Consider the following 12934-nt stretch of genomic DNA (forward strand, 5'->3'; position numbering starts at 1 on the left):
CCTTCCTGAATAATTTCAGAGATGGTATTGCTGGTAGTGACTGCTCGACAGTACAATCCCATCTTTATTGTTCCCATTTTTTGCAACTTGCATATCAGCCTCTTGCACAAATTTAAATCTGTACCTTGGCTGAAAAATAAAACCCACAAACCCGCAACCAAAATCGCCGCCGATAATATATTTTTCAGCGAAAGATTTGCCCCGCAGGGATTATATCTTCCTTACTCCACTCTAATCTAGTTAAATTGAAATGTCAGTGGTCAGACCGAGAGTGAATTCGATCGCCCAAAAACAGTGATCCAGATCGTATCCGATGTATTTCCCAGCCCTTGTCTGGCAGGCTTTGTTGATGTGTTCGCCTTGCTAGCGCTTTTCAACCACCGGAATCTACAATCACGATCGGTCGATCGAGTGGTTATGCCTGTCAGCGGGATCAAATCTAAATTGGGCGATCGAACTTCCGTTTTGGGTCAAAGTGCGATCGAATTGCTCTAATGCCCCCAAGTGCGATCGAATTTTCGTCTTGCGCCCCAGCCCGCCGGGGGTTTTTAACCCCCGTCTCATAGCTAAAGTCCTCTTGCATAGGACTAATCAAATATTAAGATATTAGATATATAAATACATCTTCAGTCCTTTTCAAAGGACTTGCGCTATGAGACGGGGGTTTTAACCCCCGGCGGACTATCGGTACAAATGCCAAATCCGAAACACTGTCAGTACAAGTGCAAAATATCAACCTACCATCCCCACCCATGAAACAACCCCCCAAACCCCCCGACTTCATCATCATCGGTGCCCAAAAAGGCGGCACAACATCCCTGTACAATTACCTAATCCAACATCCCCAAATCGCCCCCGCAGCCCAAAAAGAAATCCATTACTTCGACTTCAACTTCGCCAAAAGCCCAGACTGGTACTATGCCCAATTTCCCCAGCCCCAAACAGGCGAAAATCTAGTAACCGGAGAAGCCAGCCCCTACTATATATGTCACCCCCAAGTTCCGCAACGAATTTATGATTTATGTCCCAAAGTTACAATAATCGCCCTGCTGAGAAACCCAGTAGAACGCGCAATCTCCCACTATTATTACTATATCAAAATAGGCTACGAATCGCTATCATTAGAAAGTGCGATCGCCTCCGAGCCCGAAAGACTCAAAGGCGAAATAGAAAAACTCCAAGCCAACCCAAACTACTACAGTTACGAACACCAACACCACAGTTATCTAACCCGCGGCATATACGCCGATCAACTCCCAGCCTGGATGAAACTTTTTCCCAAATCACAACTTTTAATCCTCAAAAGCGAAGACTTATATACCAATCCCTTCGGCACATACAACAGCGTCTTAGAATTTCTAGACTTACCGCCGCACCAACTACAAACCTACGAAAAATACAACGCCACCCAATATCCGCCCATCAGCGACACAGTATACGACCAATTGAGAGCATATTTTCGATCGCACAACCAAAGACTAGCCGAATTGTGCGATCGAGACTTCGGCTGGGATTAATCAATATATCTCCCTTGCATCAAAGTATCGTTCCCCCTCGCATCCCCCTTAATAAGGGGATCACGGGTTAAATTTGAGTGCTTCTTGTTCCCCCCTTAATAAGGGGAGCACGGGTGAAATTTGAGTGCTTCTTGTTCCCCCCTTATTAAGGGGGGTTAGGGGGGATCTAAACTGCGCTATAAACGAGATATAGATGAGGACTTTAAATACTCATGCCCCCCTTAATAAGAGGCGTTAAGGACTATCGAAACGAACCTATAAACGAGACATATTCCTGATTAAGGGGCGAAAATAGCGATCGAACTCCACCTTACTACTTAGCCCCTCGATCCCCCCTAGCCCCCCTTAATAAGGGGGGGACAAGATTCCGATCAAAGTCAACCCCTACTCCCCTTCTTAAGGGGGATTTAGGGGGATCGAGATATGTGCAACTTCACATTAAATTGGTATAAAAACCTTTTTTGTGCCAGTTGGGCTCAGGACTAAAATATTAAGCAGCGGCCGTAGCATTTGCTTCCAGAGGCTCGATTTCTTCCGGCGTAGCGTGACGGCGCGGATCATTAAAGCTGCGTGCCGCTAGCCAGTTAGAACTTTGCGCCGCCTCGCAACCAATCACGTAAAGCGAAGATTGATTAAAAGCAGCCCAGAGAGCATCACAAGCCTGTTTATCCATCAGTGAATCGGCGATCGGGCGATCGTGAATCAGAGCAAATAAATCAAACTCATTTCGTTTGGGATTCCACTGATATTGCAAAGTAGGAGCATAACCCATTTCGATCAATTGTGCGATCGCGCGATCGGGCGTATATCCGTCCAAATGCACCCGATTGAGATAGATAGACACTTGGACATACTCATCTCTAGCAGGTAGCAGTCGGTAATTCGAGTTAGTCATCATTATTTGTCTCCGTGCAGTATTGACATACTCCCCCGGCTCTTATCACGGGGGATTCTAAGCTCAGACAGCGATTGCAGGCATAGCCTGTCTAACATCGCCTAACTTAACGGTTGATGCCCCAACCGCACAAATATTCTTAGCTGCATTCTCGTCTCTGTCGTTCACGTTCTGACAGGACGGACATCGCCATTCTCTCGTATTCAAATCCAACTTTTTTAGGACGTGTCCACAATGATTGCAAGTCTTAGAGGATGGATACCACTGATCGACCAAGATCACCTGCTTATTTTTTTTCTTGGCAACCCATTCGAGAATTTGGAGAAATTCGCCGAATGCAAGGTCTGAGATTTTACGTCCCCAAAGTCGTTGCATTCCTTTTAGATTCAACGTCTCAAAGCACAGCATATCGAACTTATCAGTTAGTTCGTGAGCCAATTTCCAGAACCAATCAGAGCGACGATTCACTACGGCTTCATGTTTGCGAACTAGATTGAGTCTTGCTCTTTCCCGGTTGGCTGAGCCTTTCCGTTTTTTGGAATGCTGACGATTTGCTTTCTTAATAGCGTTGAGGGACTGTTTCAGAAATTGCGGTGATTCGATTTTCGTTCCATCTGAGCAGGTGAGAAACGTTTTTAAGCCGAAATCAAAGCCAGCGATTCTACTCGTCTCGACTTTGGTTTCAGGTCCTTCAACGCTGTCAACGACCACAACCATAAATAGCTCTCCTAATGTCGTGCGTTTAATGGTTAACGTCTTGACCGTCCCCTCTATCTCTCTGGAATTCCAATACTGATAAACGCGATTCCCAATCTTAATTCGATTGCCGCCTAAGAATTTGTAGCCAGCTTGCTTGAGAGTGAACGATTTGTATCGGCGAACTTTCTTGAATCCGGGCGGTCTAACTCCTTTCTTGTGATGCTTAAAAAACAGTTGGTAGGCGATCGAGATTCGTTGGCAGATATCCTGCACAGCTTGAGAGCCGACCGTTTGCCAGAACGCTTTACGCTTTCTGTGTTTGGCAATATGCGATTGAAGTTTTGCACAATTCAAATGCTTTCCCCACATCCGGTAGTACCGTTTATGGAGTGCAATGCAATGGTTGTAGATCACCCCGGCAGCATTGATACTTCGCTTGAGGTGTCTATTCCGCTTGCTTTGATATAGCTTAAACTTCAATGTTTTCATGCTATTATTGTAGCTCATCTCGATATACTTTGCCATAAAAAAGAGCGTATTTTTTAGGCTGACTGATGAAGAGTTTGAGAAGCTAGAATCTTACTGCGAATCACCCGGCAGATCGAAATCAGATGCTCTAAGGGAGCTTATTAGAAGCCTTAATATCAAGAAAAAGCCGTCAAGCGAAGGACGAGGCTTTAGACCCAATTTTTCGGTAATAAGAGCGGCCTGCAATATCGGGGCGTTTTTCAGCCTTCATTTTATGCTGAGCACATCGTCGCTTAGCATAAAGGTCTTTTTCAATTTCAGTCTCGCCGGGGGCATAAAAAGGACGGTGAGGAAGCAGTTCGGCTTCTAAATCCTCCCAAGATTTCTCTGGGTTGTCTGAATCTCTCAGCATTTGTCCCTCGCGGTTTGTTCGAGGATGCCGTTTATTCGATATAGTCGATCGGTCATTCGATTTTAGATTTTAGATTTGGGATTTTGGATTGACCCCACGGATAAATTTGGGGGCTTGAGGATTTGAGATTTGAGATTTTGGATTGATTCCACGGATAAATCACGTGGCGGGTACCATCAAGAAATTCTTGGTCATCAGTCTGTTTCCTCAGTTTTGGCGATCGTCTTGACGCGCTGGGGCTTTGGCTCTAAAACGGGTTCGTTTTCCTGTAACCAAGTTTCGATGTACTCCAACAGAACCTCATTCATGCTGAGGCTACGCATGGCACAAGATGCTTTGAACTTGGCTCTTGTCTCTTCAGGTAGATAGATTTTTACGGACACAGTTTTACTTGTAGTCAAAGTTTCCATATCGCTATCCTGCCTACTGTCTTAGTCTCAGCCTGAATCCAAACTCTAATCTTTTCAATTCAAAAAACTTTCTTAAAAACCCGGACAAGGCAGGACAAAATGGTATATTGAAATAGTCAAGGTTAAACTCCTTTGCCATCGTGAAACGGGATATGAGACACACTTTTAGGCATAAACCGGGGGACAAAGTGCGGCGAGAACACTCTAAACAGCCGGAACCGAAAACGTAGGTTTCAATTCCAGCAAATAAACTTTTTCACGCTCAGATTGTTAGGTAGGGTAGGGCATACCCGAACTCTAGGTAAGTATCCTAGTACGCTTTTGGAGATAGACCCGCTGGGGTGTTTCTGAGTTAGGCTCTTCAATTGGTGGTATCCCCACGGTTGAAAGGTTTAAATATTGCCGCAAGGACAGAACATTTTAAGGTCAGTCGCTGAATTAAGAATCCCCTCTCGACTTCAGTCAGGGGAGTGTCAATCAGTAACTGGTACTACAGCTTTTATTTTTGGCCCAACAAGAGTTCTGGGTAAATTGTCGCGCTGTCTTTTCGCACCAACCCGGAACCCCTAAAAGTTCCGGGTTTTTTATTGTCAACCACCCACTTAAATTCCCAGGAAAATTCCCTCATGTTAGAAGCCAAACTCGTAACCAAATCTCATCCCGAACACCAAACAATTGTCAAACTCTCAGAAACAGTATCAGTCGGCGGCCAAGAATTATTAATCATCGGTGGCCCCTGTACCGTCGAAAATTCTGCACAAATGGAAACAGTCGCCCGCCAACTCTCCGCCGCATCCGTGCAAGCTTTGCGAGGCGGAGTCTACAAACCCCGCACATCTCCCTATGCTTTTCAAGGGATGGGAATTGAGGGACTGGAAATTTTAGCCGATGTCAGCCGGCGTTACGGTTTGCCCGTGGTGACAGAGGTAATGTCGATCGCCCAAATCGAGCCAGTTGTCACCTATGCTGATATGCTGCAATTAGGCAGCCGGAATATGCAAAACTTCGAGTTACTAAAGGCGATCGGTCAAGCCGGAAAACCAGTCCTGCTAAAACGCGGCTTGTCAGCCACAATCGAAGAATTTGTGATGGCCGCCGAATACATTCTCAGTCACGGAAATCCTCATGTAGTTCTCTGCGAAAGAGGCATCCGCAGCTTCGACAATTACACCAGGAATGTATTAGATTTAGGTGCAGTCGTAGCGCTGAAACAGTTAACTCATTTGCCAGTAATCGTAGACCCTTCTCACGCAGTCGGCAAGCGAGAATTAGTCGCACCACTAGCCAAAGCAGCGGTTGCTTGCGGTGCAGACGGATTAATTATTGAATGTCACCCGCAACCGGAAAAATCCGTTTCTGACGCGCGGCAAGCTCTTTCTTTACCAGATATGGTAGATTTAGTCGCGAGTTTGCGGCCTGTAGCCGCCGCCGTTGGCCGGTGCATACCTGAAATTAATGTGCCTTCAGAGGTATTAAGTTTTAAGTGATATTGGTAGGAGATAATGTATAACTTTTAACATCAAACTCTACAGTCGGTTTTAACCGATATCTTGCACCATTGTCAGCAACAGGCAAGATGCCTGTTCCACAATAAAATTTATCTTTTGTGGAACAGGCGTCAGCAACAGGCAAGATGCCTGTTCCACGATAAAATTTATCTTTTGTGGAACAGGCGTCAGCAACAGGCAAGATGCCTGTTCCACAATAAAATTTATCTTTTGTGGAACAGGCATCTTGCCTGTTCATAAAAGGTTAATTGAGAATGGTGCAACATATCAGTTTTAAGCGACTTGAGCTTTGAGGCAGGAGTTTAAACCCCTGCCAGAATCGGCGAAAGCGCGTGTTTCACCAATTTAGATTAAAATAAAAAATAATACTGTCATCTACGAAAATTTGCTTAATTATGGCAATACTACTTAACGTTCCCTCGATCGTCTGCTCTGGCTGCGGTGATACAATTACCAAAGCCATCAAAACTGTTGACTCCGAAGCTACTGTCAATGTGGATGTCGCAGCTAAGACTGTTACGGTTGAGGCTCAAGCTTCTGAAGAGTCAATTACACAGGCGGTTGTTGCTACGGGCCACACCGTCCAAGATTGATATAGCCTTTCTCAGAAAGATGAGGTACTCATGGGCATAGGGCATAGGGCATAGGGCATAGGGCATACCTCACCACGCTTGAGAACCGCTATATCTAGTTGGGTGGGGGCGGGTTTACAAGATTATTGGTATTAGGCCGACATTATTGGTAAAACCCGCCCCTACAGAATTTTAAATCCATTACCAATGCCCAATGCCCAATGCCCCATGCCCAATGCCCAATGCCCCATGCCCGATGCCCAATGCCCAATGCCCAATGCCCCATGCCCCATGCCCCATGCCCGATGCCCAATGCCCAATGCCCAATGCCCCATGCCCCATGCCCCATGCCCGATGCCCAAAAGCTTATTCTGTTTCGTCTAAGTGTTCGGCGACGGCTTGGTAAAGTTCAAAAACGTGGCGATCGAGTAAACTATAAAAAACTTGTCTCCCAACCTTGCGGTAACTTACCAACCGCATCGCCCGCAATGCCCGCAACTGGTGCGATACTGCTGACTCACTCATACTCAACGCCGCAGCTAAGTCACACACGCACAGTTCTTGTTTTGCCAAAACCGACAGCAGCCGCAGGCGATTCGCATCTCCCAAAAGACTGAAAAACTCAGCCATCCGCTGCGCTTTGGCGGTGTTGAGAACTTGTGTTTGGATGTCCCCGGCCCGCACACTGTCAACCAAGTGCGGTCGATCGCACATTGGTGTATCGTTTTGTTGGTGAGGCTGACTTATCGCTCCATTAACAGCAAAGTTGGGTGACATCTTTTCCCGGCTAGTTTTAATTCTGACTTTCATTTTAGTGCGATCGACAAACCTTTTGTAACAAAACTTTTACATTCCCTTGACTAATATCTGAATATGTGTTCAGATATTAGTAGAGATAAACAACCCCACCAGGAGAAGCTCAAATGACTACCGCCACCCAAACAAAATGTGCCTGTCCTTCATGTTCGTGCGTGGTCAGCCCCAGCGAAGCCATTGAAAAAGACGGCAAAACATACTGTTCCAGTGCTTGCGCTGACGGCCACCCCAACGGCCAAGGCTGCGGCCACACCGGCTGCGAGTGCCACAAATAAATATTCGGCTTCAGAAAAGGTTAATCACCCACTCTAAAGTCTATCTAAAGGGAGATGCGAACCGCGCATTTCCCAATTTTTTTGCTTTTAGGTTAAAGAAAAGTTAAAATAAAGCTAAGTTAAGGTTAAGACTGCATTAATAGACTAAATACAGAGCGAAAAAGCACAATTGCTACTTACGCAATACAATAGAAGCAAGTTAGCGCCGCGATACTGAGTACAAATAGTGCTATTAACAGCAGAGACCGAACCAAAAGTTGAATACCAAAAGTTTAATTAGGAGGGGGCAATGAAAGAGCGGGAAGATTTTTTACATCCTCGCAATCGCTACTACGGTGATTTCACGCCAGAAAACTTGGCGTTTAATGCCAACTTGCAGGAGTTTGCTCAAAAAATAACTTATATTTGCTCGCTGGAAACAGGGGGGAAAATTAGCGCTGAGAAAGCCTATAAAGATATTAAGATGCTTTGGAAAGACTTAAAATCCTCTAAGAAACAATTGGGAATTGGCCAAAAACCCCCCAGTACCGAGGAGCCACATTCACCTTAAAGTCATCGCAGCCAACGCAGCGTTTGCAATCGAAAACCCCTGCGATTGCCAGCGCTGCTTTTTGCTGCGTACCCAGCAAAGGTAAGGCAATACGCTTGGGTTAAAACTATTTATTCCGGGCGAGATCCCCCTAAATCCCCCTGATTGTTGGGGAGTAGGGGTTGACTTTGAGTAAGTTCTTGTTCCCCCCTTTTTAAGGGGGGTTAGGGGGGATCAAGCTTAACTGAACCCTCTTGAAATATAAGGTGGTTGCTAGTAGGCGAACTTTAGAAAGTCTATGGTTTGGGAGTTGGTGCAGTTTCTCCTGCAAAGGAAGTACAATTGCCACCGAGGCCAGAAATAATCGCGCAAGTATTAGTTTTCAGCATTCCCTGATATGTATCAGCACCGGTGCCGGGGCCGCCCAACTCGTCGCTGTAAAGTTCTTTGTCCCAAATTTTGACATTTGCCTCCCTCGCCACAGTCTCCATCAACTTCGGATTAGTTGTAGTTTCGGCAAAAATTGTCGGCACTCCTGTGCTCTTAATTTCTGACGACAATTCGGCAATTCTTGCGGCGGTGGGCTGTTCTTCAGTCGTCACCCCCTGCAAGGCTCCTGCAATCTCCAAACCGTAAGCATCGGCATAGTAACTCAGAGCATCGTGAGTGGTTACTAACTTGCGTTTTTGGGCGGGAATAGTCGCAATTTGAGCTTTGATCCAAGTATCTATTTTTTGCAACTCATCTGTTAAGCTTGCTGCATTTTTTGTAAAAAGTTGAGCATTGGTGGGGGAAACTTTGCTCAATTCATCCCGAATTATTTCTACCATACGGATGCCATTTTGAGGGTTATGCCAAACGTGAGGGTCAGGGACTTTTTCGCCTTCTACATGGGGTTTATTTTCCGCTTTCTCTTCGCCGTGTTCGTGCTCGTCTTTGCCCATCAGCGGTTTGGGAACGGCGAGTTCGTGTACGGCGATTTTGGGTGCGGAATTACTGCTAGATTTAATTAACTTAATGATGCTGGGTTCGTGGTTGTAGCCGCCGTAGAAAATCAGATTTGCTGTTTCAATCGCTTTGCGGTCTTCCGGCTTGGTTTGATAGGCGTGGGGGTCGTCTCCCGGCTTGATTAGACAGGTGGTGTCGATCGAACTTTGAGCGATTTCTCTAGTTAGGTTGCAGATAACGCCAGTCGTGGCGACGACTTTTGGCAAGTTGGCGGCGGGACTGGCTTGAGTTTGAGTTGCGGCCGGACTCTCTGACACCGGATTGCTGGCGTTCTGCCCTCCACTGCACCCAACCAGTCCGCAGCCCATTGCCAAAACAGCCGCACCGCACAATCTGCCGCTTTTTCCAGCCCAGTTCTTTAACATTTTCACCTTTGGAACGATAATCGTTATTGCTTTTTCGAGTTATCCTATTCTAGTAGCTACGAACAAGAATCGTTCTCAAAATCTCGGATTATGTTAGAAGTGCAAGACTTAGCTGTCAATTATCGAGGAATCTCGGCCATCAACAGCGTGAATTTCCAGTTAGATCCCGGACAATTAACCGGTGTGTTCGGCCCCAACGGCGCGGGGAAAAGCACGATGGTGAAAGCGATGCTGGGATTGATCCCGGCCTGTCGGGGTTTGGTGAAATATCAGGGGCGGTTGTTGAAGCAGCAGTTATCGCGGGTGGCTTATGTGCCACAGCGATCGCAAATTGACTGGGATTATCCGATTACGGTGTGGAATGCGGTGATGATGGCGCGAACTGTCCAGACTGGCTGGTTTCGCAGCCCCTCGAAGCAGTCGCAAGAATTGGTAAAAGCTGCTTTGCTGCGGGTGGGAATGTGGGATTTGCGCGATCGGCAAATTGGCGAACTTTCCGGCGGACAACAGCAGCGGATTTTCTTAGCAAGGTCGATCGCCCAACAAGCCGATTTATTCTTCTTCGACGAACCTTTTAACGCGATCGACAAAGCAACAGAAGAGATTATTTTCGATATTTTTGCCGAACTAAAAGCAGAAAATAAAACATTGCTAGTAATCAGCCACGATTTAGGCGAAACTTTAAAACAGTACGACAATTTATTATTGCTCAACAAGCAGTTAATTGCAACTGGTTCCTGCCGAGAAGTTCTCACTGCAGCCAATATTCAAAAAGCCTATGGATACGATTTAAGTTTAGTGTCAGCGTAAGCAAAAAAAGATTTATCTTTAAAATTAATTGTGGCACAGGCATCCCGCCTGTGCAATTAATTGTGGCACAGGCATCCCGCCTGTGCAATTAATTGATTGTGGCACGGGCGTCCCGCCTGTGCAGTTGATGGTGGCACGGGCGTCCCGCCTGTGCAATTAATTGATGGTGGCACGGGCGTCCCGCCTGTGCAATTAATTGATTGTGGTACAGGCGTCCCGCCTGTGCAATTAATTGATTGTGGCACGGGCGTCCCGCCTGTGCAATTGATTGTAGTTAAAAAAATCCTATTATTGACCTAATTCAATGTTAAACCTACTAATTGAGCCGCTACAATTCGAGTTCATGCGAAATGCGATCGCCGTCGGCATTTTGCTAGGAATTCTCTGCGCCGTTGTCGGCTCCTATTTAATTGTACAGCAAATGGGAATGATGGTTGACATGATTGCCCATTCAGTATTAGCAGGATTGCCCGTAGCTTTTTCTTTAGGTTTCAATATTTCGATCGGCGCGTTTATATCGGGAATTATCAGCGCGGTAATAATGACCTGGATACAATCGCAATCGCGCCTAAAAATTGATGCAGTTATGGCATTAATTTTGTCTACATTTTTAGCAATTAGCATCACGCTGATTAGCCTATTGCGGACAACCAAATTAGATTTAGACGGGTTTTTGTTTGGGAATATCTTATCAGTTGCACCTGCTGACGTGCAGCAGACTTTTGTCATAACTTTGATAATTTTGGCGACAGTTAAAATATTTTATAAAGAACTGCTATTCTATACTTTTGACCCGCAGGGAGCGCAAGCGTGCGGTTTGCCTGTAAACTGGATTTATTTGGGGATGATTTCGGCGATTACGCTGACGATTGTTGCGAGTTTGCAAACTGTGGGGGCGCTGTTAGTAATTTCGCTATTAATCGGGCCGGGAATGACGGCGTATTTGTTGGTAAAAGAGCTACATTTAATGATGGGATTAGGAGCAATTATTGGGATTACAGCTAGCGTGACTGGTATGTATCTCAGCTATTATTGGAATATGCCCTCTGGTGCGGCAATTGTATTAGTTGTTTTTGGGTTATTTTTAGTAGCTTTGCTGTTCAGTCCCAGTCAAGGGATTTTGACAAGAAAGAGAGGATAAAACTCCTGGACGCACTTCGACGCTTAGAAACCGGGTTTTTTACTCGATGCAGTCTGCAACGAAGTAGACCCTCGAAAAACCCGGTTTCTGGATACCCGTGGGTAAGTCCTAAAGTTTTCAATTGTTTATGTTTTGGTCAAACTGGTGCTTATGCGAACTTAGCGCCGCCCGAACCCTTGACCGCCCATAGATTTATGACCAAACCAGCAATTCGCCTCCACAGCCGCCAGCGGCGAGAAACTGGCCTTCGGGATGCCATGCGAGACAGGAAAAACCGCCCTCTGCACCTTCTAGAATTTGCAGCAATTGTTCTGCTTCCTCCCACAAACAAACTTGACCGTCTGCCGATGCGGAAGCTAATAAAAATGTGCTGGGTTGAAAGGCGATCGCATTTACAACTTTTTCATGCACTTCTAACCCCCAAGAATCCCAACCGACACTTTCATCAGCGTGTTTTTCCCACACTGAAATCCCTTCAGAACTCGCAGCAGCTAACAAAGGCGCACCCAAGGAATTAGTTTTATCCGACCAAGCTAACTGCCGAACTTTCCCCGGAAAACCCTGCATTACCCACGGTTCAAAATTGCCCCATTCATTAACAATCAGAGTATTGTCCATATTACCACAAGCTAAATATTCTCCTTGTGGCGACCAAGCAATTGCACCTGTTGCGGAGGGTACTGATAAAATTTCCGGGTCTTCGTCCCAGTCTTCGCCATGCCAAACTTTGACACCTTGATAGCCGCTAACTGCCAGATATTGAACCATAGGATGCCATGCTAAATCGAGAATAGATGATGACTCGAAATTCAGCGTTACTTCAACAACATTATCCTCAGCATTCCAGACTTGAACGTAGCGGCCCATACTGAAAGCTAACTGGTTGCAGTTGGGACTCCAAGCTAACTTATCAACCCAGACGCGCTGGTTATCCAAATCAGCAATTAATTCCCCAGAATTAACGCGCCAAATTCGCACTTTTCCATCTTGTCCGCCAGCAGCTAGAAATTGACTGTCGCGGGAAAAAGACAAGCAATCGGCTGATTTCTCCGTAGCACTTTGTAGCGTTTGCAAGGACAATTCATTAACTGCCCCTACTTTCGCCAGCATCACTTCCCCCGCCGCAGAACAGACTGCTAAAGTTTTGCCATCCGGCGACCAAGTAACAGCAGTTATGTAGTCAGACAGCATGGCTTTAGCGTGAAATTGCAGGGTTAGTTCACTTTTATTTGTCTTTTTGCTACCCATATTTATTGAATCTGAGATGTTGTACTCTTCTTAAGAACGGGCAAGATGCCCGTTCCACAAGAGATGAATTTTCATCTTGTGGAACAGGCATCTTGCCTGTTCCATCCCACAAGAGATGAATTTTCATCTTGTGGAACAGGCATCTTGCCTGTTCCATTCCACAAAAGATGAATTTTCATCTTTTGTGGAACAGGCATCTTGCCTGTTCCATTCCACAAGAAATGAATTTTCATCTTGTGGAACAGGCATCTTGCCTGTTCC

General features: G+C 45.9%; 17 protein-coding genes. 8 read left to right on the top strand and 9 right to left on the bottom strand.

The genetic code is table 11. The features are described 5' to 3' along the window. Positions 1 to 294 precede the first annotated feature (294 nt). Together QUB04_RS06935 and QUB04_RS06940 are read left to right on the top strand one after the other, a co-directional pair. Entirely contained in the window at positions 295 to 495 is a 201-nt protein-coding gene (locus QUB04_RS06935) for a hypothetical protein (RefSeq protein ID WP_333282627.1), read from the top strand. Positions 496 to 722: 227 nt separating this feature from the next. Continuing rightward, positions 723 to 1517, top strand: coding sequence for a sulfotransferase domain-containing protein (locus QUB04_RS06940; RefSeq protein ID WP_333282629.1), 795 nt, complete (start codon positions 723 to 725; stop codon positions 1515 to 1517). 490 nt (positions 1518 to 2007) lie between these two features. On the opposite strand, the gene QUB04_RS06945 is transcribed toward QUB04_RS06940, so the two are convergent. From QUB04_RS06945 to QUB04_RS06960, 4 genes are all read right to left on the bottom strand, one after another. Then, positions 2008 to 2415 (bottom strand): hypothetical protein, encoded by a 408-nt coding sequence (locus QUB04_RS06945; protein WP_333282632.1) that lies wholly within the window; start codon positions 2413 to 2415, stop codon positions 2008 to 2010. Between the two features lie 60 nt (positions 2416 to 2475). Further along, a complete protein-coding gene (locus QUB04_RS06950) occupies positions 2476 to 3600 on the bottom strand; it encodes an RNA-guided endonuclease TnpB family protein (protein WP_333282634.1) in 1125 nt (374 codons plus the stop codon). 169 nt (positions 3601 to 3769) lie between these two features. Continuing rightward, positions 3770 to 3991, bottom strand: coding sequence for a hypothetical protein (locus tag QUB04_RS06955; protein ID WP_333282637.1), 222 nt, complete (start codon positions 3989 to 3991; stop codon positions 3770 to 3772). Positions 3992 to 4185: 194 nt separating this feature from the next. Then, on the bottom strand, positions 4186 to 4401 hold the full coding sequence (locus tag QUB04_RS06960; protein ID WP_333077478.1) for a plasmid partition protein ParG: 216 nt from the start codon (positions 4399 to 4401) through the stop codon (positions 4186 to 4188). A 626-nt stretch (positions 4402 to 5027) separates the two neighbouring features. On the opposite strand from QUB04_RS06960, the gene aroF reads away from it, so the two are divergent. Then, entirely contained in the window at positions 5028 to 5888 is an 861-nt protein-coding gene (aroF, locus tag QUB04_RS06965) for a 3-deoxy-7-phosphoheptulonate synthase (protein WP_333282640.1), read from the top strand. Here aroF and QUB04_RS06970 read toward each other — a convergent pair. Beyond that, positions 5881 to 6147, bottom strand: a complete 267-nt coding sequence (locus tag QUB04_RS06970) for a hypothetical protein (RefSeq protein ID WP_333282643.1) — start codon at positions 6145 to 6147, stop codon at positions 5881 to 5883. The genes aroF and QUB04_RS06970 overlap by 8 nt on opposite strands. Positions 6148 to 6304: 157 nt before the next feature. Between QUB04_RS06970 and QUB04_RS06975 the strand changes: the two genes are divergently transcribed. Further along, positions 6305 to 6502, top strand: coding sequence for a heavy-metal-associated domain-containing protein (locus tag QUB04_RS06975; RefSeq protein WP_333107044.1), 198 nt, complete (start codon positions 6305 to 6307; stop codon positions 6500 to 6502). A 161-nt stretch (positions 6503 to 6663) separates the two neighbouring features. Here the strand turns inward: QUB04_RS06975 and QUB04_RS06980 are convergent, their stop codons facing one another. Together QUB04_RS06980 and QUB04_RS06985 are read right to left on the bottom strand one after the other, a co-directional pair. Next, on the bottom strand, positions 6664 to 6816 hold the full coding sequence (locus QUB04_RS06980; RefSeq protein WP_333282645.1) for a hypothetical protein: 153 nt from the start codon (positions 6814 to 6816) through the stop codon (positions 6664 to 6666). A 31-nt stretch (positions 6817 to 6847) separates the two neighbouring features. Next, complete coding sequence (locus QUB04_RS06985) at positions 6848 to 7258, bottom strand: metalloregulator ArsR/SmtB family transcription factor (RefSeq protein ID WP_333282648.1); 411 nt, start codon at positions 7256 to 7258, stop codon at positions 6848 to 6850. Between the two features lie 146 nt (positions 7259 to 7404). Here QUB04_RS06985 and QUB04_RS06990 point away from each other — a divergent pair, with 146 nt between their 5' ends. Both QUB04_RS06990 and QUB04_RS06995 read left to right on the top strand, forming a co-directional pair. Then, positions 7405 to 7572, top strand: a complete 168-nt coding sequence (locus QUB04_RS06990) for a metallothionein (RefSeq protein WP_333081421.1) — start codon at positions 7405 to 7407, stop codon at positions 7570 to 7572. 289 nt (positions 7573 to 7861) lie between these two features. Beyond that, a complete protein-coding gene (locus QUB04_RS06995) occupies positions 7862 to 8122 on the top strand; it encodes a DUF7219 family protein (protein WP_333143497.1) in 261 nt (86 codons plus the stop codon). A gap of 275 nt (positions 8123 to 8397) precedes the next feature. Here QUB04_RS06995 and QUB04_RS07000 read toward each other — a convergent pair whose 3' ends face one another. Further along, positions 8398 to 9474, bottom strand: a complete 1077-nt coding sequence (locus QUB04_RS07000; RefSeq protein WP_333282651.1) for a metal ABC transporter solute-binding protein, Zn/Mn family — start codon at positions 9472 to 9474, stop codon at positions 8398 to 8400. Positions 9475 to 9564: 90 nt separating this feature from the next. Between QUB04_RS07000 and QUB04_RS07005 the strand changes: the two genes are divergently transcribed. Both QUB04_RS07005 and QUB04_RS07010 read left to right on the top strand, forming a co-directional pair. After that, positions 9565 to 10284, top strand: coding sequence for a metal ABC transporter ATP-binding protein (locus QUB04_RS07005; RefSeq protein ID WP_333282654.1), 720 nt, complete (start codon positions 9565 to 9567; stop codon positions 10282 to 10284). A gap of 304 nt (positions 10285 to 10588) precedes the next feature. Then, positions 10589 to 11425 (top strand): metal ABC transporter permease, encoded by an 837-nt coding sequence (locus QUB04_RS07010; RefSeq protein WP_333282657.1) that lies wholly within the window; start codon positions 10589 to 10591, stop codon positions 11423 to 11425. A gap of 192 nt (positions 11426 to 11617) precedes the next feature. Here the strand turns inward: QUB04_RS07010 and QUB04_RS07015 are convergent, their stop codons facing one another. Further along, positions 11618 to 12673, bottom strand: coding sequence for a WD40 repeat domain-containing protein (locus tag QUB04_RS07015; RefSeq protein ID WP_333282660.1), 1056 nt, complete (start codon positions 12671 to 12673; stop codon positions 11618 to 11620). Positions 12674 to 12934 lie beyond the last annotated feature (261 nt).

This window comes from Microcoleus sp. D2_18a_B4, from assembly GCF_036702475.1.
Classification (GTDB): Bacteria; Cyanobacteriota; Cyanobacteriia; order Cyanobacteriales; family Microcoleaceae; genus Microcoleus.